At 45.5% G+C, this 23438-nt stretch carries 31 protein-coding genes; 8 read left to right on the forward strand and 23 right to left on the reverse strand.

The genetic code is table 11. From position 1 onward, the window contains the following. Positions 1-200 precede the first annotated feature (200 nt). Positions 201-926: a GntR family transcriptional regulator gene (locus OTK50_RS05490; protein WP_105937616.1), complete on the forward strand. Its 726-nt coding sequence runs from the start codon at positions 201-203 to the stop codon at positions 924-926. 60 nt (positions 927-986) lie between these two features. Here the strand turns inward: OTK50_RS05490 and OTK50_RS05495 are convergent, their stop codons facing one another. Beyond that, positions 987-2390, reverse strand: a complete 1404-nt coding sequence (locus tag OTK50_RS05495) for a S41 family peptidase (RefSeq protein WP_007612009.1) — start codon at positions 2388-2390, stop codon at positions 987-989. 146 nt (positions 2391-2536) lie between these two features. On the opposite strand from OTK50_RS05495, the gene OTK50_RS05500 reads away from it, so the two are divergent. Then, on the forward strand, positions 2537-3238 hold the full coding sequence (locus OTK50_RS05500; RefSeq protein ID WP_007407947.1) for a class I SAM-dependent methyltransferase: 702 nt from the start codon (positions 2537-2539) through the stop codon (positions 3236-3238). A 92-nt stretch (positions 3239-3330) separates the two neighbouring features. Then, complete coding sequence (locus OTK50_RS05505) at positions 3331-3582, forward strand: hypothetical protein (RefSeq protein WP_007612011.1); 252 nt, start codon at positions 3331-3333, stop codon at positions 3580-3582. Between the two features lie 43 nt (positions 3583-3625). Here OTK50_RS05505 and OTK50_RS05510 read toward each other — a convergent pair whose 3' ends face one another. Then, positions 3626-4444, reverse strand: coding sequence for a M15 family metallopeptidase (locus OTK50_RS05510; RefSeq protein ID WP_105937615.1), 819 nt, complete (start codon positions 4442-4444; stop codon positions 3626-3628). Between the two features lie 83 nt (positions 4445-4527). Further along, positions 4528-5226 (reverse strand): purine-nucleoside phosphorylase, encoded by a 699-nt coding sequence (deoD, locus tag OTK50_RS05515; protein WP_003153702.1) that lies wholly within the window; start codon positions 5224-5226, stop codon positions 4528-4530. A gap of 136 nt (positions 5227-5362) precedes the next feature. Between deoD and OTK50_RS05520 the strand changes: the two genes are divergently transcribed. Continuing rightward, positions 5363-5488, forward strand: a complete 126-nt coding sequence (locus OTK50_RS05520) for a hypothetical protein (protein ID WP_003153701.1) — start codon at positions 5363-5365, stop codon at positions 5486-5488. Positions 5489-5542: 54 nt separating this feature from the next. On the opposite strand, the gene OTK50_RS05525 is transcribed toward OTK50_RS05520, so the two are convergent. The 3 genes from OTK50_RS05525 to OTK50_RS05535 all read right to left on the reverse strand — a co-directional run bounded on the left by OTK50_RS05525 (position 5543) and on the right by OTK50_RS05535 (position 6781). Then, positions 5543-5863 carry a YodL domain-containing protein gene (locus tag OTK50_RS05525; RefSeq protein WP_003153700.1) on the reverse strand — a complete coding sequence of 107 codons (321 nt, stop codon included), beginning with the start codon at positions 5861-5863 and terminating at the stop codon, positions 5543-5545. A 59-nt stretch (positions 5864-5922) separates the two neighbouring features. Then, positions 5923-6534 (reverse strand): phosphatase PAP2 family protein, encoded by a 612-nt coding sequence (locus OTK50_RS05530; RefSeq protein ID WP_224223597.1) that lies wholly within the window; start codon positions 6532-6534, stop codon positions 5923-5925. Between the two features lie 73 nt (positions 6535-6607). Further along, the gene (locus OTK50_RS05535) at positions 6608-6781 is read right to left on the reverse strand and encodes a YozD family protein (RefSeq protein ID WP_003153696.1); all 174 of its coding nucleotides are present in this window, start codon (positions 6779-6781) and stop codon (positions 6608-6610) included. A gap of 117 nt (positions 6782-6898) precedes the next feature. On the opposite strand from OTK50_RS05535, the gene OTK50_RS05540 reads away from it, so the two are divergent. Further along, positions 6899-7042 (forward strand): hypothetical protein, encoded by a 144-nt coding sequence (locus tag OTK50_RS05540; protein ID WP_032866258.1) that lies wholly within the window; start codon positions 6899-6901, stop codon positions 7040-7042. Here OTK50_RS05540 and OTK50_RS05545 read toward each other — a convergent pair. From OTK50_RS05545 to cgeC, 14 genes are all read right to left on the reverse strand, one after another. Continuing rightward, positions 7039-7719 (reverse strand): hypothetical protein, encoded by a 681-nt coding sequence (locus OTK50_RS05545; protein ID WP_014418138.1) that lies wholly within the window; start codon positions 7717-7719, stop codon positions 7039-7041. The genes OTK50_RS05540 and OTK50_RS05545 overlap by 4 nt on opposite strands. A gap of 719 nt (positions 7720-8438) precedes the next feature. Further along, the gene (locus OTK50_RS05555) at positions 8439-8663 is read right to left on the reverse strand and encodes a YozE family protein (RefSeq protein WP_007407941.1); all 225 of its coding nucleotides are present in this window, start codon (positions 8661-8663) and stop codon (positions 8439-8441) included. A 74-nt stretch (positions 8664-8737) separates the two neighbouring features. Next, positions 8738-9016 carry a YokU family protein gene (locus tag OTK50_RS05560; RefSeq protein ID WP_020955949.1) on the reverse strand — a complete coding sequence of 93 codons (279 nt, stop codon included), beginning with the start codon at positions 9014-9016 and terminating at the stop codon, positions 8738-8740. Further along, the gene (ablA, locus tag OTK50_RS05565; protein ID WP_044802197.1) at positions 9013-10434 is read right to left on the reverse strand and encodes a lysine 2,3-aminomutase; all 1422 of its coding nucleotides are present in this window, start codon (positions 10432-10434) and stop codon (positions 9013-9015) included. The genes OTK50_RS05560 and ablA overlap by 4 nt, the downstream gene beginning before the upstream one ends. Then, positions 10431-11303, reverse strand: coding sequence for a putative beta-lysine N-acetyltransferase (gene ablB / locus OTK50_RS05570; protein WP_224223598.1), 873 nt, complete (start codon positions 11301-11303; stop codon positions 10431-10433). Before ablB ends, ablA begins: the two co-directional genes overlap by 4 nt. Continuing rightward, positions 11266-12573, reverse strand: coding sequence for a peptidase (locus OTK50_RS05575; protein ID WP_224224353.1), 1308 nt, complete (start codon positions 12571-12573; stop codon positions 11266-11268). The genes ablB and OTK50_RS05575 overlap by 38 nt, the downstream gene beginning before the upstream one ends. Next, on the reverse strand, positions 12539-13234 hold the full coding sequence (locus OTK50_RS05580; RefSeq protein WP_007612023.1) for a 3-oxoacid CoA-transferase subunit B: 696 nt from the start codon (positions 13232-13234) through the stop codon (positions 12539-12541). The genes OTK50_RS05575 and OTK50_RS05580 overlap by 35 nt, the downstream gene beginning before the upstream one ends. Then, entirely contained in the window at positions 13219-13908 is a 690-nt protein-coding gene (locus OTK50_RS05585; RefSeq protein ID WP_012117777.1) for a CoA transferase subunit A, read from the reverse strand. Before OTK50_RS05585 ends, OTK50_RS05580 begins: the two co-directional genes overlap by 16 nt. A 6-nt stretch (positions 13909-13914) precedes the next feature. Beyond that, entirely contained in the window at positions 13915-15246 is a 1332-nt protein-coding gene (locus OTK50_RS05590) for an aspartate aminotransferase family protein (RefSeq protein ID WP_224223599.1), read from the reverse strand. A gap of 247 nt (positions 15247-15493) precedes the next feature. Further along, on the reverse strand, positions 15494-15940 hold the full coding sequence (locus OTK50_RS05595) for an AraC family transcriptional regulator (protein WP_266121840.1): 447 nt from the start codon (positions 15938-15940) through the stop codon (positions 15494-15496). A gap of 137 nt (positions 15941-16077) precedes the next feature. After that, complete coding sequence (locus tag OTK50_RS05600; protein WP_014418145.1) at positions 16078-16224, reverse strand: YjcZ family sporulation protein; 147 nt, start codon at positions 16222-16224, stop codon at positions 16078-16080. 78 nt (positions 16225-16302) lie between these two features. Further along, positions 16303-17082 carry a GNAT family N-acetyltransferase gene (locus OTK50_RS05605; RefSeq protein WP_038458805.1) on the reverse strand — a complete coding sequence of 260 codons (780 nt, stop codon included), beginning with the start codon at positions 17080-17082 and terminating at the stop codon, positions 16303-16305. Positions 17083-17120: 38 nt separating this feature from the next. Then, positions 17121-18392: a glycosyltransferase family 2 protein gene (locus OTK50_RS05610; RefSeq protein ID WP_239033993.1), complete on the reverse strand. Its 1272-nt coding sequence runs from the start codon at positions 18390-18392 to the stop codon at positions 17121-17123. A 64-nt stretch (positions 18393-18456) separates the two neighbouring features. Beyond that, positions 18457-18756, reverse strand: coding sequence for a spore maturation protein CgeC (gene cgeC, locus OTK50_RS05615; protein WP_007407929.1), 300 nt, complete (start codon positions 18754-18756; stop codon positions 18457-18459). Positions 18757-18966: 210 nt separating this feature from the next. Here cgeC and OTK50_RS05620 point away from each other — a divergent pair, with 210 nt between their 5' ends. Together OTK50_RS05620 and OTK50_RS05625 are read left to right on the forward strand one after the other, a co-directional pair. Continuing rightward, complete coding sequence (locus OTK50_RS05620) at positions 18967-19398, forward strand: hypothetical protein (protein ID WP_031379006.1); 432 nt, start codon at positions 18967-18969, stop codon at positions 19396-19398. Positions 19399-19404: 6 nt separating this feature from the next. Then, entirely contained in the window at positions 19405-20361 is a 957-nt protein-coding gene (locus tag OTK50_RS05625) for a CgeB family protein (protein WP_020955955.1), read from the forward strand. 49 nt (positions 20362-20410) lie between these two features. Here OTK50_RS05625 and phyC read toward each other — a convergent pair whose 3' ends face one another. Then, positions 20411-21562, reverse strand: a complete 1152-nt coding sequence (gene phyC / locus OTK50_RS05630) for a 3-phytase (protein ID WP_224223600.1) — start codon at positions 21560-21562, stop codon at positions 20411-20413. 314 nt (positions 21563-21876) lie between these two features. Here phyC and OTK50_RS05635 point away from each other — a divergent pair, with 314 nt between their 5' ends. Beyond that, a complete protein-coding gene (locus tag OTK50_RS05635; protein WP_003153663.1) occupies positions 21877-22302 on the forward strand; it encodes an SDR family NAD(P)-dependent oxidoreductase in 426 nt (141 codons plus the stop codon). Between the two features lie 33 nt (positions 22303-22335). Here OTK50_RS05635 and sprB read toward each other — a convergent pair whose 3' ends face one another. Both sprB and OTK50_RS05645 read right to left on the reverse strand, forming a co-directional pair. Continuing rightward, positions 22336-22512 (reverse strand): recombination directionality factor SprB, encoded by a 177-nt coding sequence (gene sprB, locus OTK50_RS05640; protein WP_007612049.1) that lies wholly within the window; start codon positions 22510-22512, stop codon positions 22336-22338. A gap of 353 nt (positions 22513-22865) precedes the next feature. Beyond that, complete coding sequence (locus OTK50_RS05645; RefSeq protein WP_237436502.1) at positions 22866-23123, reverse strand: DUF3221 domain-containing protein; 258 nt, start codon at positions 23121-23123, stop codon at positions 22866-22868. Positions 23124-23438: the final 315 nt, after the last annotated feature.

Below are 23438 nucleotides of genomic sequence, written 5' to 3' on the forward strand. Positions count from 1 at the left end.
ACTGCAGCCGCTTCAAGCATCCGCTTCGCAAGTGTAGAAGAAATCCTGCCTTTATTTTCATATTATACGTTTATATTATAATTGTACCGGTATAATTTATCAATACATAAACAATTATAGTTAATTTACGAAATGGCTTTTAAAAACGATTATGCTATAATTCTGAAAGAAGCGGGACAATAAATGAATGAGGAATGTATATGTTAAAATACCAGCAAATCGCGATAGATATTGAAAAATACATAGAAGAACATCAGCTGCAGCAGGGGGATAAACTGCCTGTGCTGCAAACCTTAATGACCCGGTTTAACGTGAGCAAAAGCACGATCACCAAGTCCTTAGATTTATTAGAAAAAAAGGGGATTGTGTTTCAAGTGAGGGGAAGCGGCATTTTTGTCAGACGGAATAAAAGAAAAGGGTATATCAGTCTGCTTTCTAATCAGGGATTTAAAGAATCACTTGAAGATTTTAATGTCACTTCCAAATTATTAGCGCTGGAAGTGAGAAAACCCACGCCTGAGGCTGCCCAAAATCTGAATATGCCGCTTGACGGCGACGTGTATTATGTCAAGCGAATCCGATATATTGACGGGCTGACATTGTGTATCGAAGAGTCATTTTACAACAAATCGATTATTACGTATTTGAATAAAGAGATCGTGGCAGAATCAATATTTGATTATATTCGAGAAGGTCTCGGGTTAAAGCGCGGTTTTTCAGATTTATATCTGTACGCGGGGATGTTAAATGAAGAAGAAGCGGAGTACTTAGGTCTGTTTACAGGAGCGCCTAAGCTTTGCGTTGAAACGATTTTTCATTTAACCAACGGCCAGCCGTTTGACTACTCAAAAGTCACCTATCACTATGAGCAATCACAGTTTTTCATTCAGGCGAACAGCCACCTTTTTGAACAGGAAACGACATAAGACGGGCTTTTCGCAAACAGAAAACACCCAATGCGCGAGCGACGCATCGGGTGTTTTTTACTATTTCATATTCTTATTTAATGTTTCAACGGCTTTTTTCATTTGTGTATCGTTGTCCGCAAGCTGTTTTTGCAGATCCGTCATCAATTTTGCCGTTGTGTCTCCCGTTACAATGCCTGTTTGTTTCAGTTTCTCTTTTGCTTGGAATTGTTTAACGGCTTGTTCAAATGCTTTATCATACGTGCCGTTTACTTTCACGCTGTACCCCAGCGCTTTCAGCATTTTTTGCGCATTGGTGACGGTGGTTCCGGAATCCCCGTATTTGTATGTTTTTTTCGCATCTAAATACGGCAGGTTCGCATATTCAGGAAGCTTAACCTGATATTGCGGTTTGATGCCTTTTTTATGAATCCACTCTCCGTCCGCTGTCAGCCATTTAGCGATTGTCAGTTTAACGGTAGAACCGTCGCTGTAATCTTTTGCCGTCTGCACGGTTCCTTTTCCGAACGTTTTTTCGCCGATCAGCGGAATGCCCGATGATTCATGCAGCGCAGCCGACATGATTTCCGCGGCGCTCGCGGTGCCGTCATTGACAAGGACGACTGTCGGTTTTGTCACTTTGCGCTCTTTCGTCGCTTTCATGACCTCTTTCGTGCCGTCTTTGTATTCGACCTGCATGATATTTTTACCTTTATCGATAAACATGTTGCTCATTTTGATGGCTTCATCCATCAGTCCGCCCGGGTTGCCCCTTAAATCGAGAATGTATCCTTTCGCTCCTTGTTTTTCGAGGCTGTCAATGGCTGAATTCAGCTCTTTTGCCGTCGATTCGGAGAAGGATGTGATTTGAATTTCGCCGATGTCTCCTTTTTTCATTTCAGAGTACACCGTTTCAACCGGGATGGTGTCACGTTTGATCGACAGGTTCAGATCGCCGACACCCGCTCTGTGCAGCACAAGCTTGACGTTTGTTCCCTTTTTGCCGCGGATTAATGCGACGGCTTCGTTTACATTAAGGCCTTTAACGCTTTTGCCGTTGACCTTCAAGATCTGGTCATTCGGTTTAACCCCCGCTTTTTCCGCGGGTGACCCTTTAATCGGCGATACGATCAGGATGCTGCCGTCCTTTTCTTCCACTTGTGCGCCGATGCCTTCAAACGAAGCGGAAATTGTTTCTTCAAAAGACTTTCCTTCCTGCGGGTCCATATAAGAAGAATATGGATCATCCAGGGAACTGATCATGCCTTTTATCGCTCCGTCTACTAATTTGCTGTCATCTGTTTTTTGATAGTAATCACTTTTAATCTGCTCGTAGGCTTTATTGAATTTCTCAAATTTGCTGTTCGTCAAAGCAGCCGAGCCTTGTCCGAAAATGGTCGTATTGCCCGTGATAAACAGCGTAAGCGCCGAGGCTGCGACCGCAGTGATCAATATAATAAAAAACAGTTTAAATTGCCGCTTCAAGAAAACACCACCTTTTTATTCTTACATTATTATCATAGACGAACGCTCATTCGTCAACTTCAAACGTGAGGCGCCCTTCTTTCCCGTTTACCCAAACCTATGCTTTTCTCTCAACATATGCTGAGGAAAAAAGGAGGATTCGGCCTTTGAGCAAATATTTAGAAATGCTGTCCTTATTCGGAGTCGGAGGGGCTCACCCCGGCGGGCTCGCTTTTTCCAAAGCCGTTCTCACAAAAGCGGCTCCTCCTCCTGGCGAACCGATTCTTGACGCCGGCTGCGGAACGGGACAGACGGCCGCTTATCTCGGCCACCTGCTGTACCCCGTCACCTGTGTTGATAAGGATCCCCTTATGCTTGAAAAAGCAGCAAAACGATTTGCCGCTGAAGGCTTAACCATTCCGGGCTATTTGGCGGAGCTTGAGCGGCTTCCGTTTGCTGAAAATCAATTTTCCGCCGTTCTTTCCGAATCAGTTCTCACCTTTTCAAATCTTGATTCATCGCTGTCTGAAATCCTGCGGGTCCTTAAACCCGGGGGTATGCTGATCGGCATTGAAGCTGCTTTACAAAAGCCCATGCCGGAAAACGCCATCACGCAGATAAAAGACTTCTACGGTTTTACCGTATTGCAGGATGAAACGGCATGGAAACAGAGATTGCTTCAGCAAGGCTTTCAGAAAGCGGATTTCATTCCCGCTGTCTATGAAAACAACGCGCAGGAGCCGACTACAGAAATGGATTTATCGCCCGTTATTCAGCCGGTTCACTACGATACGCTGACGGCTCATTACGAGCTTATGCAGACGTACCGTGAATATATGGGACACTGCGCTTTTGTCGCTTACAAGTAAAACGGCGATTGTCCTCCTGTTTTCGTCCAACCTTTTTACCGCACTCTATCATAAGCTGACATAGAAAGATAGGTTGGATAGGAGGAGAAAAGATGCAAAACTATTATCATCTTTGCCGGCAGCACCAGGGAAAAGTAGCAAGAATTACAGAACGAAACGGCAGAGTCCACGTCGGAAGAATCGTACGGGTGACTAACAGCAAAGTGTATATCGCCCCTGTCGGCGGCCGTCACAGAGGATACGGGTTCGGCTATTGGGGAGGCTGGGGAGGCTGGGGAGCAGCCTACGGTATCGGCCTTGGTTTGATTACCGGATTTGCGCTTGGAGGTTTACTCTTCTGGTAATAAAGAAAGCCCGCTTTCTATTTTTCAAGCGGGCTTCTTCTTATTACACTTTCTTTACTTCATTAAAATATTCTTCAAGCGTTAATTGATGGTCATGGATGGCTTTTGCCGCTTTTTTGCCTACATAGCGTAAATGCCATGGTTCATACTCATACTTTGTGACATTTTCTTTGCCTTTAGGATAGCGGATGATAAAGCCGTATTCATACGCATGGTCTTTCACCCATTTGCCGTCTGCCGTGTTTCCGAACGCTTCATTCAGCTCATATCCGTTGCTTTTGCTGGAAATGTCCATTGCCAGCCCCGTCTGGTGTTCGCTTTGCCCTGGGTATGCGACGGCTTCTTTCGCCTTTTTTTCACCTTTCAGACTGACTTCATTATCGAAAATAACTTTCTGTCTGTCATAAGAGCGGTATCCCGAAACGGCAACCAGGTCATAACCTTCTTTTTTCCCTGCGCTGAATAGTTCCGCCAAAGCATCGGCGGCAGGTTTGCGGATATATCGTTTCTCGATTTTCTCAGTAAAAGAAAATTCGACTTTCGGGATCACGAGATCATTCGGTTTATAATCTCCCGGCAGCGTGTATGTCTTATTCACGAGCGCAAGGGTATTTGTCGGGTTTTGAATGGTCTCAAGCCCGTTCACTTCTTTAATATCATTAAAATATTTGCTCTCCAATACAAAACCGCTGTTTTCTGCCTTCGTTGTTTTTTTGCTTGATGTGTCATCTGATTGTTTTGTTTCAGCTGCTGTTTTTGTGTCCTTGTGGCTGTCGCCGCCTGAAATGCTGCAGCCGGTTCCCACGATTGCGGTTACGCTGAGAGCGGCAGCGAGCGAAAACCATTTAGTGGATTTCTTCATTTTACACTTACCTTTCTTTTTTTGAATCAGGGCGATGCATAAAGAAGAGGGCTGCTTTAATCAGCATAACCCTCATCTCAAGTTTACGATACAGTATGCAGCGCCAGTTTAATCATATCATGAAAAGTCGTTTGACGCTCTTCTGCCGTTGTTTCTTCTCCCGTTAACACGTGATCGCTTACAGTCAGGATAGACAGCGCTTTTTTGCCGTATTTAGCGGCAAGCGTATATAAAGCAGTCGTTTCCATCTCTACGCCGAGAACGCCGTATCTGGCAAGCTTTTCGATTTGGGAGTCTTCATTGTAAAACTGATCGGCGGTGAATACGCTTCCGACCGCTACAGGAAGATTGTTTTTTTGCGCTTCCTGGTACGCTTTATGAAGCAGTTCGAAGTCTGCGCAAGGAGCATAATCTACACTGCCGAAGGCGACACGGTTCATCTGTGAATCCGTTGAAGACGTCATAGCCAAAATCACGTCACGCACCTTCACGTCATTACGGATGGCTCCGCATGAGCCGACTCTGATTAAGTTTTGAACATCATAGCTTTGAATCAGTTCATTCACATAAATAGAGATAGACGGAACACCCATGCCTGTGCCTTGGACTGATACTTTTTTGCCGTTATATGTACCCGTAAATCCGTACATTCCTCTGACTTCATTATAGCATTCCACATTTTCAAGATAAGTTTCCGCAATAAATTTCGCTCGGAGCGGGTCTCCCGGCAAAAGCACTGTATCCGCAATTTGGCCTTTTTCTGCGTTTATATGTACACTCATTTCCTTTTCCTCCTGCCTATTCAAACTCCCACCCATTGTACACTGAATAACGGTAAGAGACAATCATCAGCATGATCAGGGCGATCTTGGGCAGAATATGCGGGATGACAAGCCTAAAGAAAAAGGAGTGAACATAATGGGCAAAAAACAGCGCAACCGGGTGACCGGCCAGAAAAAGAACAATCACGTGCCCGTTTCAGACGTCATTGCAGCTGATGAAGCGCATGGAAAAGAGCATTCCGCCGCTAAACGGAAGCCTTAACACTGTCTTTCCCAGACAATACGGAAGCCGGCTGAAGATTCAGCCGGCCCCGTCTTACCTCGGCTGGACGAGCAGCCGGTTAATTTTGCTCCATCCCGCAGGGTTAAGCCTGTAATAGGTCTTTCCTTTTCTTCCTTCGTCTATGAGTATGACATCTCCGGTCGCTATGAATCTGGCTTGATAGTCGTTTGGGACCGTATCAGGCACATTAAAAACAGAAAATGCCCTTTCCAGTGCGTCTTGATGATTGTCAGCGGCCAACTCTGTCCGATAGACGACCCTGTATCCCTTTTTCTCGCCGTAGCGGGGTGTTTGAAAAATCGTCACATCATAGGCGCAAGTCTTTTTTTTAAACACGGGCAGCGATAACAGCATCAAGATCCCTCCCTCTTATTTCTTAATAGTATTAGCGTTTTTTCTCATTTCTCCTGTCTCTATTTTTGTCGAAACAGATGATACTTTTCGTCAAAGAGCGCAAAAAGCGAAACGAGGCAAAGTCCGAGACTGAATCCGGCAAGGACATCCGTCGGAAAATGCGCGCCCAAATAAATTCTGCTGAGTCCGATCAGAATGACGAGAACTCCGGTAAAGACGGTGACGGCCCGTTTTCTTTTCGTGAAAAACGGAACATGCTTGATCAAAAAGTAAGCGATGACGGGATACACCACTGCCGAATTCATGGAGTGGCCGCTCGGAAAACTGTATGAGGTTTCATGGACGAGCGGTTCAAAAGCGGGTCTGGCTCTTTCAATCAATTCTTTTATTTTTATGTTTACAATCCGTTCAATGAGAAAGAGAAGCGGCAAAAAAACAACATCCGGCGTTTTTTTGTACATATACAGAGCCGCGCCTGTCAAAAGAAGAAGCGGCAAAAGCACCGCGGTCGTGCCGAGCTCCGTTATCCATAACATCAATTCATTCAGCCAGGCAGCCCTGATCCTGACAGCCGCTTCTATCACACGCTCATCAAAAACCCGGACGGCTTCTATCCGGATCGCTGCTGCGAGCAGAATAAACAATGCGAAAAGACTTGCTGGCTTGTACAACGTTTTCCCCCCATGTTTCATTCTCCCGAGCTGATTGAAAAAACCGAAGCTTTTTCACTTCGGTTCCGCAGTTTCAGTCTTCATCAAGCTCTTCGTCTATCATACATTTTTCTAATAAATAATCAAAGGTGATGTCGGCTATTTCGAAGATTTCCTCTTCACTCGGTATGTACCCGCGCATAGCAAGCTGACTGTAAAAATAATCAGCTATTTCTTCTGTGTCAATCACAAGATCTATTTCTTTCATGCAAACACCGCCTCCTTTTTTATGTTTTATGAAAAAACCGTTCAAATTATACCCGAAAGTTCTAAACGTTTTGTCCGCTCATATACTTTTAAAAAACAAGCCCCGGAGGGAGAAAAGATGATGACGAAAATGATGGCTTTATTGGACGGAGATGGATTTGATGTCGTATTGGAAAAAGTGCTGAAAGGAATGTCGTTTGTAATCTTTGCCGGCTGTCTGCCCTGGTTTTTATATGTCACCGTCCGTTTTTTTGCCGGCTAGCTGAAATGCTCCCGCAGGCTTTCCAGCACAAAATTCATCATATCTTTATATTCTTCGTCACCGAACAAATGATAAAGAATCTTATAATCGTTATAAATATCAAGCAGCTCATCTACAATCGATACCGCCAGCACATGCAGGGTATCGGGATCATCAGCATCGCCTTCAAACTGAAGAAGAGCAGACGCGACGGTATCCTCGCCGATCTCATGAGATGCTTCCCCAACATAGTGGACAAACAGCAGCTGATGCACAAACTGATCCATTTCATATTTTCTCAGAACCAGCGTGAGATCCTCTTCCTCCGTTTCAAGCCACTCTCCGTCTTTCAGCCGAGTCAGCTCATAAATAATATCCTCCCAGCCATCCTCTAAATATCTCCATATTTCAGTTCTGTGGCCGATGACACGGAATAATTCCTTTCCGTAGTCCTTTACATATACTACGTCGCCGATCAGAAATTCATATTCAATATCCAATTTTTCCATATCGACGATCACGCCCTCATAATCTTTATAAAGCTGGATGGACGATTCAAAATAAAGCACTTCATTATGATTGACTTCGTAAAGATAATGTTTATCAATTTGATGAACCTTCGTAATGGTGCCGACGGTTCCGTACATCACGACGACCACGATGTCTCCCACTTGAAATTTCGGTTTATCTGGCTTCATGCTGTCTCCCCCTTGCCGCGGACTGTCATACGCTATCGTATGCCGGCCGCCATCATTTCGCATGGGCATGAAAACCACAGGAAATATCTATTTCTGCACCTGTTCAAAATGGCAAAAACCGCAACATGCTTGTGCGTTTTTTCACTTACCGTAACAGAAGCGTCCGATGACATTTCGCTCTCGATCGACTGCAGTAACAGTGCTGAGACAAAACGCGCCTATTTTGAATGAGTTTTTGTTTTTTCTCTATGACGCAAAGGTAAACACCCGGCCCGAAGGCATATTGACAATATCACCGCCGTGATGTTCAAGATTTGCCGTGAAACACATCATCGAAGGTGTAGGGAGATCCAATTCCGGCTGCATATTTGCAAGGCACAACTTCAATCCGCTTCAACCTTGTCACATAAAATCCCCTATTCCGTCCAAACGTCAGTGCCTCATCAGTCTTACCTAATGGATCATTTGATTCCCCTCACTTCATTTAAAAGTTTGATTATTTCTCCGTGAAAAGAGGCTCCTTACCCAGGACCCCGCCGTCAGCAGGCCTGATCCGGTGAACTCTGCAGCTATACATTCTACTGCCTTATGATACGTGCCGTCAGGAAGATGTGTTTACGTGCTGATCAAAACGGACGGCGTTGCGGGATTTGATCATACGGCACCTCATAAGCGAGTCATTTCAACAGAAAAAAAACCGCACAATGTGCGGTTTTTCGTCAGGCGTGATGCACCTCGGTCTCATATTTTTCCCAAGCTTCATCAAATGTCGCCATCGTTTCTAAATAGTCGGCGCTCAGTTCTAAATAAGAACTGAGCTCGTGATAATCGCTTGACGTTTTCGGAAAGCCGTGATCTTCGTATGCCTGATTCGCAAACTGGCTGATTGCGTCCTGCGGCTTGGGATGCCTGTATTTCATCAAATAGTGATAAAAGGATTTCATGGGTTTCCCCTCCTGATGACTGTCTTTTGTTGTACTATTATACAATTCAAGTGTGAAATTACAACAAAAGAAGACTAGGAGAAGTCAAAATAATTCCGTTTCAAGATCCGTTCTGTCTCCATCAGCTCTTGATATGTGAGTGTTTCCGGTAATTTTTTTGCATCGACTAAAAAAAGCTGATTTTCGATTTCCGCTATGACCGCTTCCTCCTGATAAGTCATGCCGCAGGAGGAACAGGCGAATGCGGGTGTTTCTGTAATTTCTATGGCCCTCGTACCGTCAGGAAGCTCCCAGTACACAGCCGCCTGACAAGCTGACGCCTTCTGATTGCCGCACCACTCGCATGGCTTCACGGCGATTCACCTCCGACTTCCGATCCTGCTTTTTGCTCTTTCTTTTGCTGTGCAATAAATTTCTTTTCTTTCAATTCATCTCTCTTTTCCCTGCGGTCTTTCAGCGTTTCATGATCAGGGTTTGATGTAAACGTTTTCCTCCTGTCGATCCTCGATACATTTTCCGGTGTGAACGAAACCTCTTTGTCCGCGAAAATGGCGCTCAGTCCGACCGGCTCGTGTTTGGCCATCGTTCCCGGAAAAACAGATTCAAAATAGTCGTCGGCTTGATTCGGGATATAGTTTTCCGGCTCGGGATAAGATGTAATCACCCCTTCGAAGTTTCTGATCACAACTTTCTCCGGACTTTGGGAGAGCAAGTAGTTCGGCTGCAGGGCGATTTTACCGCCTCCGCCCGGGGCGTCGACGACAAAGGTCGGCACGGCAAAGCCCGTTGTGTGGCCCCTCAGTCCTTCAATGATTTCCAGCCCTTTTGACACAGGCGCTCTGAAATGGCCGATTCCCTCTGACAAATCACATTGATAAATATAATACGGACGCACGCGGATTTTCACTAAATCATGCATGAGTTTTTTCATAATCGGCACCGAATCGTTAATGCCTGCTAAAATAACGGCCTGGTTACCGACCGGAACACCTGCGTTAACGAGCTTTTCACACGCCGCAACCGATTCTTCCGTCAGTTCGATGCTCGTATTAAAATGAGTGTTCAGCCAGACCGGATGATATTTTTTCAAAATCTCACAAAGGTTATCCGTTATCCGCTGCGGAAATACGACGGGCGCTCTCGTTCCGATCCGGATAATTTCAAGGTGGGGAATGTCGCGCAGGTTTTTCAAAATATATTCCAGAATCTGATCGTTAATTAAAAGCCCGTCTCCGCCGGAAATCAGGCAGTCACGGATTTCCGGCGTTTCCCGGATGTAAGCGATGGCCGCATCAAGCTGTTTTTTCGGCACCCCCATTCCGATCTGTCCGGAAAAACGCCTTCTGGTGCAATATCGGCAATACATCGAGCATTGATTTGTCACCAGAAAAAGAACGCGGTCGGGATAGCGGTGCGTAAGACCGGGAACCGGTGAATCTTCATCTTCAAACAGCGGATCTTCAAGGTCATATTTCGTTTTGTGCATTTCTTCTGACAGTGGCACGGACTGCATGCGGATCGGACATCTCGGGTTATCGGGATCCATTAAAGAAGCATAATAAGGCGTAATGTTCAGGGGAATGGTTTTTACAGACATCCTGACGCCTTCTTCTTCCTCTTCGGTCAAATGAATGACTTTTTTCAGGTCATCGACGGTTCTTACAGTATGGGTGAGCTGCCACAGCCAATCATTCCACTTTTCTTCCGGCACATCTTTCCACAATTCAATCTCCTTCCAATGACGCTTCGGCTGAAACCATTTGTTTGTCAAACGAATTCCTCCTTATGAATGGCCAAACGTAAAGTCTTACACCATATATTCATATTTTCGAGCCCTTCTGAAATGCGGCAGTTGTTCACAAGCCTGCCTCTGTAGCCGTATCCCGCATGGTACAAAACGGCATTCATCCCGTAAGACGCTGCACGGGCCAAGGAAAAAAGATGAATGATTCCCCGGCCCGCGAGTTCCTGCTCCAACGCTTTAAACAAGTATGCTGTTACGGAGTTCCCCCTGTAATCTGACAGAACCGCGCAATCGGTCATTTCAGCGTGCCCCAATACCGGATTGATATCTGCGCTTGCCGCCCCAATGAGAAGATCCTGATCGAATGCGGCATAATAGATGGTGTTTTCTCTCATTGTTTTTTTAATATATAGGGGATTAAAGACAGGAGTCGGATAGGTAAGAAAAACATGTTTATATAAGTGCGTTAAACGGTCTGCATCATCTTCGTCCGCTTTTCTGAACATCAGCGTGCTCTCTGTCTGAGTCAGTCCCCGCCGCGGTGTCTCATATAAACGGTCAACAGTCGAATCTTCTGATACATATGAATCTGACCGTCTCCGTTCCTCTGCTAAATAGCGCACCATCACAACAGCCTCATGCCCGTTGTAATACCCGTCTATGACACCCTCAACAATAAAAAGATGCTTGACAAATTCCGGCTCATCGCCGCGCTTGGCAAAGAAAATTACCTTTTGGGCTCCTTCTTGCTTTGCTTCTGCCAAAACGGCCGGAATAAGCGCCGTAATCTGCCCGTCATAACGAATGACTCTGAGCCGCTCATTGAAACGGTCTGCATCAATCTCGGCCGCTCCCTTTTCAGCCCTCAGTTCCTTTATCAGCTCCATCACCCCCATCTGCCACCCCGCACCATTCCATGATAAAAAGAGAAATGATTTTGACGGCATCGATTAACGCCCGGATTTCAATGTATTCATTCGCCTGATGCGCCGCCTTGACTTCTCCAGGACCGAAGACGATGACCGGCGTCTGTCCCGCGTGCTGCAAAAGCCCTCCGTCCGTTCCCCACGGGGACGCTTCTCGAACCGGTTTTGCCCCTTTCATTTTCTCAAAAGAAGATTCCAGAGCGGAAATCAGCGGATGCTCATCCGGGAGATCATTCGGAAGCCACTGAGCCCCAAACCATTCTATTTCCGCCGGGTGGTGTTTAAACCATTCATCCCGGTACTCCAAATCTTTCAGCCAGCTTGCCAGCTCTTCTTTTACTGCTTCGGGCGTTTCATCCGGAGCTATTCCGCACCTGCCTTCTATCACCACACGGTCAGCTACCGATGACGGCCACGTTCCCCCTTGGACGATGCCGATATTAATGGGAACCGGAATCGGAACGTCCCGATAAAGCGGGTCTGTGATACGGGCGTTGCGGACGTGTTCAAGCTCTTTAATGGCTGTGATGACATGCAGGCTTTTTTCAATGGCGCTCACCCCTTCATAGCGGGTGCCGCCGTGTGCGGACAATCCCCTTACCGTAATGCGGAACCACATAGACCCTTGCTGCTTAACAAACAGCTTTAAATTAGTCGGTTCGGGAATAAGCGCCCCGTCAGCCTTGTAGCCCCTCATAACAGCCGCCAGTGTTCCCGCGCCGCCGCACTCTTCATCTATGACACTTTGAAACAGAACATCTCCTTTTAATGTAATCCCGCAGGCTTCAAGCGCTTCTAACGCAAACAAGAGGGCTGTATTGCCGCCTTTCATATCCGTTGACCCGCGGCCGTAAACTTTGCCGTCCTTTTCAACAGCGGTAAACGGTTCATACGTCCATGCGGCGGGATTTCCTTCCGGGACAACATCAATATGTCCGTTCAGTATCAGTGATCTTCCGCCCCCGGCCCCTTTCTTTACGGCTGTGATATTCGGGCTTTCATGGAAGTCTTCACGTTCCGATACAAAATAAGCATGCTCTTTCAAATGTTTGACACTCGGCTCCCATACATCAATATCCATGTCGAACTGTCTCAGTTTTTCTAAAACGACTGCCTGTGCGTTAAATTCATGGCCGAATGTGCTTTTTTCCCCGATCAGCCGTTTCAGCAGGCTTACCGCTTTTGCTGTGTTTTCTTCCGCCCACTCAGTGACTTTCTTTTCTAATTGATCCATGGACAGACCCCCTTTTAAGAAAACATTCTCCCAATCTGATTTCGGCATCCGTTGTTTGAATGACATCGTCTATGGTCGTGCCATTCAGCAGTTCCTCAAGAACAAAAGCCCCATCATCTATGCTGATGACGGCTTTCTCTGTAATGATGAGATCTGCACAGCCCGCTGCTGTAAGCGGCAATGAACAGCTTTCGACCAGCTTCGGCCGGCCTTTCTGATCGGTGTGGCTCATGACGACAACCACTTTTTTCGCGCCTTGGGCAAGCTCCATCGCCCCGCCCATTCCGGGCACTTTTTTTCCCGGCACGAGCCAATTGGCGAGATCACCTGTCCTGCTGACTTGGAGCGCGCCTAAAATGGTAATATCTATCAGCCCTTTTCTGATCATGGCAAAAGACAGAGCTGAATCAAAATAGGAAGCACCCTTAACTGTACTGACAGGAAACCCGGCCGCATTGCATAAAAGCTCATCCTCCTCTCCGCGCTCCGGACTGCCGCCGATCCCAAGGACGCCGTTTTCCGCCTGCAGCATTACCTCCATGCCGGCCGGCAGAAAGTTCGGCACTAAAGAAGGAATGCCGATCCCCAGGTTGACAATCATACCTGAGGTAATTTCACTGGCGGCCCGCCTCGCGATACTCTCTCTTTCCGCTATTCCCAAGCCCATCTCCACTTCACTCCTTCACTTTGCACGACACCCTCCACGAAAACGCCCGGCGTTACAATATGCTCGCTGTCAAGTTCGCCGGCAGGCACAATCTCTGCCGCCTCAGCAAATGTTCTTTCGGCCGCCGCAGCCATCAGAGGGTTCATGTTGCGCGCCGTTTTGTCAAACGTCAGATTCCCGAATTCATCAGCAGTATGTGCGGACACAAAAGCGAAATCAGCCGTCAGCGCTTTTTCAACTAAATAGGACTTTCCGTCAATCGTTACGGTTTCTTTGTTTTCACAAACGGTTGCGTTATCAATGCCGATATCAGTTAAAATACCGCCTAGCCCCGCTCCGCCTGCGCGAATCCGTTCAGCAAGCGTCCCTTGCGGCGAAAATTCCACCTCAAGCGCTCCGTCAGTCATTTGTCTGCCCGCGACAGGATTTGAGCCGATATGGGAAGCAATCAGCCTTTTCACCCGCTTATGAACGATAAGCGGGCCGATGCCGATTTCCGGAAATCCGGCATCATTGCAGATGACAGTCAGCTCTTTAACGCCGCTCTCCAAAATCGCTTCGATTAATGACGGAGGTGAACCCACTCCCCCAAAACCGCCGAACATAATGACAGATTCGTCCTTGACATCGGCAATTGCTTCATGAATATCGATTTTTTTATGAAAAATAGACATATCAGCTCAATCCTTCTTCATCATTTTTTCAACTTCTTCTGCGGCCTGGGAAAATAGATCTGACAGCTCATCCAGCTCGGCATATGAAATCGTGAACGGCGGGGCAATGATGACGGCGTCTCCTTCTCCGCTGTCAATGCCGGGCTTTGCAGGGTAGATAAGCAGGCCCCGTTTTTTTGCCGCTTTAATGATTTTTTCGGTGAAGCCCTGTTTTTTCGAAAAAATGTCCTTCGTCGTTTTATCCTTAACGAATTCAACCCCGATCAGGAGGCCTTTACCGCGGACATCCCCGATCACCCCGCTGCGCTCTTTGATTTCTTCTAATTTCCGCTTCAGCATTACGCCTTTTTCCTCTGACTGCCGAAGCAGCTCGTGTTTCTTAACATAGCGAAGCACTTCAAGCGCCGCTCTTGCACAGTATGGATTGGCACTGTACGTGTGTCCGCTCATAATGACCCCGGAGCCCCGCTTGATCGTTTCAATGATGTCATCAGACGCAACGGCTGCCGCTATCGGAGCGTAACCGGCGCCTAACCCTTTTCCGAGCACCGCGATATCAGGTGCGATCCCCCAATGCTCAGAAGCAAGCATCCGCCCTGTTCTCCCGAGCCCCGTCATGACTTCATCCGCGATAAACAAAATACCGTGCCGGCGGCAGACCTCCTCAAGCGCTTCATAATAACCTGCCGGCGGAGTGATGGCTGCCCCGGCTGCTCCGACAATCGGCTCTGCAACAAATCCCGCGATAAATGAGGAACCGATCCGTTGAACAGCCGTTTCCAGTTCAGCCGCCGCAGCTTTCACAAATTCCTCTCCCTGCAGCTCAGAACGATACATATTAGGTGCTGAAACGGCCGGAAACCGTTCGAGCAGCTGGGTGAAGCGATATCTCCGTTCGTAGAACCCCGATAATGAAAGCGCTCCCAAAGTAATGCCGTGGTAACTGCCCCATCTTGATAGGAAGACGGATTTTTGGTATTGCCCTTTTTCCTGCCAATATTGAACGGCCATTTTCATCGCTGTTTCGACTGCCTCTGAGCCGCTGTTTACAAAAAATGACCAATTCAGCCCGCCCGGCAGATGATCGGCCAGAAATAAAGCCAGTTCTTCTGCCGGAGTACTGGTGAATTGCGAGCGGTACACAAACGAAACGGAGTCAAGCTGCTCTTTTAAAGCTTGTATAATATCCTCCGTGCCGTGGCCGATATTGCAAGTGACCGCCCCCGATGCTCCGTCAAGATACTTGTTCCCCTCCTGATCATACACATATGATCCCTTTCCATGACTGACTGACGGATAATTCCCGTCAAGCTCCGGTTTGATTAAATAGCTCCCCATATCTTTCCACCTCGAAAACCCATTTGCTTCATTGTATGAACAGATGAATAACCGCATTCTTATCCTTCAGAAAGTTTTTTGCAGAAAATACCTTTCTGTAAAACAGGCTGCCGGAGATGTCCCGACAGCCTGAAGAGCGTTCTGGAAATTCTATTCCTATTGTTGATTTTATTCTTTGCTCAGCTCATCATCACATCATTTTTGATCTGAATCAGTATAAGCAGAAGGCGGAAAATTCCCGTCTTCTTTACTGTATGGGAATCATTATTTCACACAAATGATGATTCACCTTTTGTAAAGTATACCTTTCGATAATGGGCTGTTCTCTGATTGATAAATTATTTTTTTCGATCTCAGAAAAAACAGTATTCCAAAATCCACTGACTGCCTCTTTTGTGTGATCAAGCAAGAAGACAGCGTACTTCCCTCCGGAAAATGTACCGATCCGGGCTGGTTCAGGCACATGGTCTTGATTGATAACAAGACAAACATCATAACGGCATTTCTCTTTAGGAGTACGATTCGGATGGTCTTGCGGAATTCCTAAAATGACAGAATGATCAAGCAGACCATTCAATTGCGCCCAGTTTTTAAATGACTCCATCAGTTCTTTGTTTTGCTTTTCGCCATACTCTCCGATATTTCGGAAATAAGCAATTCTTGATTCAGGTAATTCTTCAATCGTTATGTTCACATTTTCGCCCCCTTTTCCAGAAGGTAATGTGTATTAAAATGTTTTTCAAGCTGATTTTTTCAGCATGGAAATAACAAAAAGCCTGCAGAAAGTGATGTTCTCTGCAGGCTGATTTTCATTATAGGATTTTTTTCAGTCTAACAAATAAAAGCCGCACCGACGATGATTAATAAAATAAACAATACCACAATCAGCACAAAAGTGCTGGTTCCGCCTCCGCAGCCGCCGTGCCCGTAACCATAGCCAAAACTGCCGCAACCGTAGCCATATCCGTATCCGTACATACGCAAATCATCCTTTCTTCTTACGATATACGGCATTGTATGCGGGCCAACTCCCAATTGGTTTATGCGAATGCCCAACTATGTAAGAAAATAATGAAAAATTGTATGCACGCGCCGAAATCTTTTGAAGCCGAGTTTTTCATAAAAGCGGTTTACACCGTCCATCCCGGACGTCACAAGGTATACGGTTTCCATGCCGTTCAGCTTTGCCGCCGCCATCAGCTCATTCATCAATATCGATCCGTAGCCTTTTCGTTGGAATTGATCCAGAATTGCGACTTCTTCTATTTTTGCGGTTTTATCTGCTTTGTTGATGAAAAGCTCTCCGCAGCCGATCGGAATCGTTTGCGAGGCGTCGCTGTAGCACACGACAAGCATAACCGTTCCGTCCTTATACAAAGGATATTTCCGCTCAAGCTTTTGTTCGGCCGCCGCCTCGCCAATGTAAAGGGCATCATAGATGTTCATAATAGACGACCCGTCGGCGAGGCTTTTTTCCGTCCCCCAAGCAGTGAGCGGGTGTCCGGCCTGCAGATCCCCATTTTCCAGTTTCCTTGCAAAAAACAGCTCATCTTCCACTACGCAGCCCTGCTTTACCAGAGTTTGTTTCAGAAGAAGCGGAAACGCGTGCTCCGGAGCCGCTTTCACATGAATATAATTGGCTTGAAGCATGCCCGGAACGGACGAAAAAAACGGCAGCAGTTTGTCTAACGGAAATGTACGGTGCAGCTGAACAAAGTTATGCGAAAAAATCTGCGGCAAAAAAGGGTCCGTATATACACTGAAATGCTCGAACCTCTGAATGCCGGAAGTAAGCTCTATATACTGCTTCTCGGTTTTATCAAATTGATCGGTCATAAAAGCTCTCCTTTTCCTTACACATCCGACTGCATCTCTCAACCTTTTGTTATATTGAGATTTCTCATAATTTCATCGTACACCGGATAGAACGGCATTCCAATTGGTAATTGTTTAATTTGCTGAAAGGAAATGGGTATCGCCTTCTGATTCACAAAAAAGCGTTTGGCTACGTCATGACTGATCGGATGGAGAACCCCTCTCAAATAAACATAAAATTCCCGTTCAATGCGAAACAGCATTCTCCCGGGCAGATGTTGAATACAGCCCGATGTCCCCCGGCTGATCGGCAGGCCGTCCGGAAGCGCTTGTATTTCGTCCCGTTCTAAAGCCGGGATGTCATGCCGTTTAAATCGGTAAAAGCGAAATGCGCTATGATCAACCAGCCTTTTCTCCCCGTCTTCTATAAAATAAACATGAAACTGATCCCTGACGAGCTGAAAATTCGGAATACTGACGGAGTTCTCTTCCTCATATTGAAATAAAAACGGATCCGGAATGACGACGGTTCGCCCTTCATATAACATGTGCCAGCGCTCGTTTACAGGCTTCCTTTTATTTCGGTCAAGCTGATATACTTTCTGATCCGTCCCCTTTACAAAAGACCCATCGATCAGGACAGACGGAAGCGATTGATACGTGTTCTGAAATGAGTGAGGTGTTTTATAGGTCGTATCCAACACTTCTTTTATCGGCAGAAATGATGTAAATGTGTTGAGCCTGCTCCAAAAAACAGAGTCTCCGTGATTCCAATGTATAACATCTTCATCCCAAAAGCTGCCGAACTTCTCTTTCACACGCTCAAGCAATGATCTCCGGTGCATCACTGAACAGTGATCAACGAGAAAAGCGGCCTGATCAAGCACCTCTTCAGCAAAACGATAGAAGTGAAATTGTTCTGTTCCGCGCCCGTTTACATGTATCACCTTCTGGCTGGAATAGACGGCATCAAACCCGCTGCATTGATTAAGCGCTTCCGCCATGCGGCTGAGCCTATCCGGATGAAATACGGTGTCGTCTGTCAAATAAGTGATGTATTCGCCTTTAGCCCGTGAAAGCGCATCATTAATCAAAACGGCATACCGGGTCGACTTCAGCCGTTCGGCAGGATTGATAAAACTGTTGTCATAATATATGCGAGGATCTTTTATATACGTACTGATGGCAGCCGAGGTTTCTTCATTTGAATGATCATCCATCACAAACAGCTCCCAATTGCTGTAGGTCTGATGCAAAACACTTTCAATCGCCTGTTTCACAAGATCCGGTTTGTTGTAACTCGTTAAGATAATTGAGATCTTCTTTTCCATCCCGTCACCCCTTCTGTAAAACGTAAAAAACGGCTCCGAAAGAGACAGAGCCTGATATCCGTTATTAAAAAGCACCCCAGCTGACGATGCTTGAAATCGCGACGTTTGATCTCGTATTATTGAGCGGATTTTGAAAAACGGCCAAATCTGACAGCACTTCTTTGACAATTACGTTTTGCAGTGTGCTGCCGTTAATCAGATTGACGCGTGATACAGGAACCCCAAGCTCTTTTGCCATTACAAGCTGACGCCGCAAATCTGAATGATCTCCGGACGGCTGACGGGATAACAAAAGAAGAAGAAGCAGTACGAGCTGAAATTCCTCCTCAAAACCCCCGTGTTTTACAGTTTCTTCTGAATCCAAAGTATTCCTCTCCTTCATTTTTTAATCTATACAACGTATGTCATACTCTTACAATCCGCATAGGCAAACAAAGCCTGATTCGAAAATTCAGCTGTTTGATTAAATATTGAAAAAAACACAAGCAAAACGGCATTCGACTTATACCAATCTCTTCAATCAGGAATATGAATAAACGTGAGGTTGAAATTGTTAAAGGAGGTGTATGTTCGCATGAGCGAGGATCGTTTGGAGCTTAAAAAGGCGTTATTGAAAACTCTTTTAGCCCCTGTATTTGACAACAGCGCTTTATCTGGCGGCACAGATGGAGGAGATAATGTGGAAAACAAAGTAAAAGATTTATTGGAATCGGCAATTGATGCAAAAGTAGATGAAGCAGCGGCGAAAGACAGTCTCAGCGCACAATCTGTATTGGGAAGCGGTATTTCATTAGCGGCGAGATGGATTTTTGCAAGAATTCAGCCCGGCACTGTCATCAGCATTGTGATGGATTCAGGAGACATGATCGGCCCGGTTCAATTTGTTGCCTTTGACGAAATTCACGGAATCGTTTTTGTTACGCAGGAAAATTCCGTTACACCGGCAGGCTCTGCTACAACATTGCTTGACGTCGACAAAGTTGAAAGTGTCACGTTCACTTCGTAACAGCATATGAACGTTTTATATATCCGTTCAGGATATAAAGGCATATACACGTATTTTGACCGCTGGATCGAGGAAGGCTTTTTACAGTCTTCCGTCCGCTTTTTTTCTGTTTCTGAGTTTGAGGAAGATACCATCCGCAGTATACGGGCATTCAAACCAGACATCAGTCTGATGATGACGGGAGACCGTATTCCGTCTGAATGGCTTCAATGGCTGAAGACAGAACAGATTCCCGTTTATCTATGGATGACGGAGGATCCTTTTTATTTCGATGTGAGCATGACAATCGCCCCTTTCGCCGATGCCGTTTTGACGATAGAACAAAACGCGCTTGATGCTTATCGGCAAATGGGCTTACAGCACGTATATTATGTACCGATCCCCGTTAATCAGCGGCTTTTTAAGAAACAACCTGCTGAAGCCTCTCTTCACACAAATCTGCTTCTGATCGGATACCCGTATCCGAACCGCGTTGAACTGGTGAAAGCAGCGGCAAAGCTTCCGTATACGCTTCGTATTATCGGGAAGGGATGGCGCAGACATCTGCCTAAAAAAATCGCCAGGCAGCAAAATGTGCTCGTAATGGATGAATGGATTGCACCCGAACGTGCCGCATTATATTACAACAGCGCAGACGTGGTCTTAAACCCTCACCGTTCTTATCGGTTTGCGCTCAATCAGAACGGACGCGGCATCGAAAATATCAGTTTAAATACGAGAAGCTTAGACATTGCGGCTTGTCAGGCCTTTCAGCTGACAGACCTTTCTCCCGCGCCCCCGTTTTCATCCTTTGTTTCTTACAGCGGGCTTGCGGATTTTGCGGATAAGATCCATTTTTATATGACAAACCCGGGTGAACGTAAACAAACCGCGGCGCTTAATTATCAAGAGACAGTCCCGGCGTACACGTATGACCAGATTCCGGCTGTGCTTGCGGCTATCCGTTCCAAGACTTTCTCATGAAACGCTCTTCACATCAAAAAGCAGCTTGGATAAGCTGCTTTTTTCATGTTTATTTTCCGCTTCTGTCAGTCAGTTTTCTCGGGTCAACCTGTTTATTGACCTGCGGGTGAAAGCCGATTTTATCAGCGATTCTTTCCCATGGCACCATTTTAAAATTTTGATTGGCCTTTTGGTCGTGATCTATATTTTCTCCGTCCTGTGCGACAAAAAGGCCGAACGGATATTCAGGTCCCAGCCCGAAACCCAGAACGTCAATTCCGTCTGTATCGCTTGTGCCGTCTGTCTCAGGCCCGTCTGTTATCTGAAAGTCCGCAACATATTTGTTCTGTCCCTGTCTTTCATAAATCGCGTAGCTGCTGTTACCCTGGCTTGATGCAAGCAAATAACCTTTCCCGTCAGCAGCGTAGTAAATCGTCAGTCCTTCAATATCAGGGGTTAAATGCCTGCCGTCGGCACGATCGATAACCGTTCCGTTACTGCCGCCGTCCGGCTCAGCGCTGAACTTCCAGATGGCCTCATCTTCTTCTGCGATATAAAGACTGCCGTATTCGTCGTCTGTTGCCATCCCTTCTGTCTGAGAATTCATTTTAAACGCCCTTACCTTTTTGCCGGATATGTATCCATTTTTATCAGCATTTAATTCGTATTGTTCAAATTCGCCTTCTTTCCCTGTCACCATCGCGTAATATTTTCCTGTTTTTTGACTGTGGTACAAGCTGAAACCGTATACTTCATCAATTGCTGATGCAATCGGGCGGTCTGGATCCGTAATGCTTTGTAATGTGCCGTTTTTTCCGTCGCTGGCGTAAATCTCAATGGTATTCTTTCCTTCAGACCGATTGGATGCCGCCGCAATATCAACTTTTTTTCCGTTCAACGGAAAATCATAGCGGATATCAACATTGTTCAGCTTCCCGGTAGGATAGGAATGAAGCATCTTTCCCTCTAGGCTGTACACGACTAAGCCTGATTTTTTATTGGTTGTGATCAATTTGCTGTTCTGAGGATTCTTGGGATCCAGCCAAATCGCAGGATCATCAGCTGCATCACCTGCTGTATCAACCGGCTCCGTTTCCGCCGCCGCATTCACGGTAAAATGATAAGGATCAGACAGCTTATGCTTGGCCTGGGAAGAAACCGCACCGCATGTGAGCATCAATCCGGCTGCCGCGGTTAACAAAAGTGTTTTTGAATGATTCATTTTCCTTCCTCCTTTTATGAAAGTGTACTTTAATTGTAAAATACATACAGGAAGTTCAGTGTTAAGTTTTTGTGAAGATTGTCCGCATGTGAGAATTTATGAAGAGAAAGAATTGACATGAGCAAATATTTAAAATGAACATTAAGTACAATGTTTTATTTGTGATTTCTATTCTATTAATCGGGTAAAGCGATATAAAGCGCATCAGATTAATGTTTTTCTCTAATTTTTGATTTATTGGTTTCTTTCATTAACTCGCTGAAATTGTTCAACATATGATGCATGGTAGAGAAACGAGAGTTGGAGGATAAGCCATGCCTAAACAGCAAGCAGTAGAGCTACAACCGTTTTTTCACGATAAAACTGTTCTCGTCACAGGCGGGACAGGATCAATCGGAAGCCAAATAGTAAAACGCCTTTTGCTCTTAACCCCTAAAGAAGTCATTGTGTTCAGCAAAGATGACAGCAAACAATATGTGATGAAACAAAAATACGCGGATGAACAAAGACTGTCGTTTGTGCTCGGCGATGTTCGTGACTACAGAAGAGTCAACCAAGTGATGAAAGGTGTTGATATTGTCTTTCACACAGCTGCGCTGAAGCAGGTTCCGACATGTGAGGATAATCCCTTTGAAGCCATTCAAACCAACCTTATCGGCGGACAAAATGTCGCCGAAGCCGCTTTGCTGCAAGAGGTGACGCATGTGATTAATATCAGTACCGATAAAGCCGTTTATTAAGATACTTACTACAAACAAATCAAAAAAAGAAGCTTACTCTGCACTCCTTTCCAAAGCAGCCTCCAATAAATGCTGAGCAAATTGTTTATAAAATTCATCTAAGTCATTACTCGCTTCATCCTGATCTATATAGCGGATACTGTAATTATCTTTATGGACAACCTTTATTGTTTTCTTCTTTAATTCCTCATAACGTTGGTAAGGTTCCAAAACTACACCCCCGCTTTCACAGGAGTATTATATGTATGTAATGGTTCGTCTCTTGACTGTTCTTTCTTTATCAAAGCCTCGCAAGCTTGTTCAAATGTATGGTTAACTTATCCAGCGTTCAGACAGATCTCTTCGCATATGAATACGGGAATGCTGGTTTTATTCAAGGTGCCCAGTAATTCAAAAATGTGTTCTTGGCATGTGCCTTCTCTGCACCTGAGTCAACAATCGTCAAATAAATCTTGGGGCAGGATTAAGCCACCGCGAATGAGGTAAGGTTTGAAGACATTATTTCTGTTCAATATGCCGCTTCAGTTTTTTCAGCGGTATTCCTAGGAATTACAGAATATGTACTAAATACTTTCAAACTTTGAGATGTTTGTTTTTGGAGGTGAAGATTCATTTAATTTTTTATACCAAATACGAATTTTTTGTCCTTTGCTCAAGTCATCTTTATTGTTAAGTTGACTAAGTCCCAGTAATACTATATCCGATCTATACTTTTCAATAATCTCTTTTTCACTAAGATTTTCATAGTCTTTAACATCAGCTTTTTCATTAGGTATGAGAATTGCTTGATTCTCTCTTTTTAAAATGACATAGCCGACCATAGTTTGCTCAGCCTCCATAAAATGTTTGTTATGTTGATTTTGACACCCTAATGTTATACATAACAAAATTAACAGCATTATAAACACTCTATACAAGTTCAAACCGCCCTTCTTGCATATTTGTAACAAGAATAAAACACTGTTTTAGGAAATGACAGACTAAAACGCCTCATGTTTATGAATTTAAACAAATTCCCCCCCTAGACAAATGGAACACGGCGAGGTCTTCACCATTATAGAACCGCACAATTGCATCATGAAATATTCAATTGGCTGATCAACCACATCACCTTCTTTAAGCGATCTAATGTTTAT

Origin of the sequence: Bacillus sp. NEAU-CP5 (assembly GCF_026420705.1) — a bacterium.
Taxonomy (GTDB): Bacteria; Bacillota; Bacilli; order Bacillales; family Bacillaceae; genus Bacillus; species Bacillus velezensis.

Coding starts and splice junctions, on each gene's coding strand:
- ablB (WP_224223598.1), bottom strand. CDS start 11,303: ATGGGGGTGATGGAGCTGATAAAGGAACTGAGGGCTGAAAAGGGAGCG.
- OTK50_RS05490 (WP_105937616.1), top strand. CDS start 201: ATGTTAAAATACCAGCAAATCGCGATAGATATTGAAAAATACATAGAA.
- OTK50_RS05600 (WP_014418145.1), bottom strand. CDS start 16,224: ATGTACGGATACGGATATGGCTACGGTTGCGGCAGTTTTGGCTATGGT.
- OTK50_RS05590 (WP_224223599.1), bottom strand. CDS start 15,246: ATGGGGAGCTATTTAATCAAACCGGAGCTTGACGGGAATTATCCGTCA.
- OTK50_RS05555 (WP_007407941.1), bottom strand. CDS start 8,663: ATGAAATCCTTTTATCACTATTTGATGAAATACAGGCATCCCAAGCCG.
- OTK50_RS05535 (WP_003153696.1), bottom strand. CDS start 6,781: ATGAAAGAAATAGATCTTGTGATTGACACAGAAGAAATAGCTGATTAT.
- OTK50_RS05545 (WP_014418138.1), bottom strand. CDS start 7,719: ATGAAGCCAGATAAACCGAAATTTCAAGTGGGAGACATCGTGGTCGTC.
- OTK50_RS05610 (WP_239033993.1), bottom strand. CDS start 18,392: ATGGAAAAGAAGATCTCAATTATCTTAACGAGTTACAACAAACCGGAT.
- OTK50_RS05585 (WP_012117777.1), bottom strand. CDS start 13,908: ATGTCTATTTTTCATAAAAAAATCGATATTCATGAAGCAATTGCCGAT.
- OTK50_RS05645 (WP_237436502.1), bottom strand. CDS start 23,123: ATGGTCGGCTATGTCATTTTAAAAAGAGAGAATCAAGCAATTCTCATA.
- OTK50_RS05520 (WP_003153701.1), top strand. CDS start 5,363: ATGGGCAAAAAACAGCGCAACCGGGTGACCGGCCAGAAAAAGAACAAT.
- phyC (WP_224223600.1), bottom strand. CDS start 21,562: ATGAATCATTCAAAAACACTTTTGTTAACCGCGGCAGCCGGATTGATG.
- OTK50_RS05625 (WP_020955955.1), top strand. CDS start 19,405: ATGAACGTTTTATATATCCGTTCAGGATATAAAGGCATATACACGTAT.
- OTK50_RS05510 (WP_105937615.1), bottom strand. CDS start 4,444: ATGAAGAAATCCACTAAATGGTTTTCGCTCGCTGCCGCTCTCAGCGTA.
- OTK50_RS05540 (WP_032866258.1), top strand. CDS start 6,899: ATGATGACGAAAATGATGGCTTTATTGGACGGAGATGGATTTGATGTC.
- OTK50_RS05505 (WP_007612011.1), top strand. CDS start 3,331: ATGCAAAACTATTATCATCTTTGCCGGCAGCACCAGGGAAAAGTAGCA.
- deoD (WP_003153702.1), bottom strand. CDS start 5,226: ATGAGTGTACATATAAACGCAGAAAAAGGCCAAATTGCGGATACAGTG.
- OTK50_RS05605 (WP_038458805.1), bottom strand. CDS start 17,082: ATGACCGATCAATTTGATAAAACCGAGAAGCAGTATATAGAGCTTACT.
- OTK50_RS05580 (WP_007612023.1), bottom strand. CDS start 13,234: ATGGGCTTGGGAATAGCGGAAAGAGAGAGTATCGCGAGGCGGGCCGCC.
- OTK50_RS05635 (WP_003153663.1), top strand. CDS start 21,877: ATGCCTAAACAGCAAGCAGTAGAGCTACAACCGTTTTTTCACGATAAA.
- OTK50_RS05525 (WP_003153700.1), bottom strand. CDS start 5,863: ATGCTGTTATCGCTGCCCGTGTTTAAAAAAAAGACTTGCGCCTATGAT.
- OTK50_RS05620 (WP_031379006.1), top strand. CDS start 18,967: ATGAGCGAGGATCGTTTGGAGCTTAAAAAGGCGTTATTGAAAACTCTT.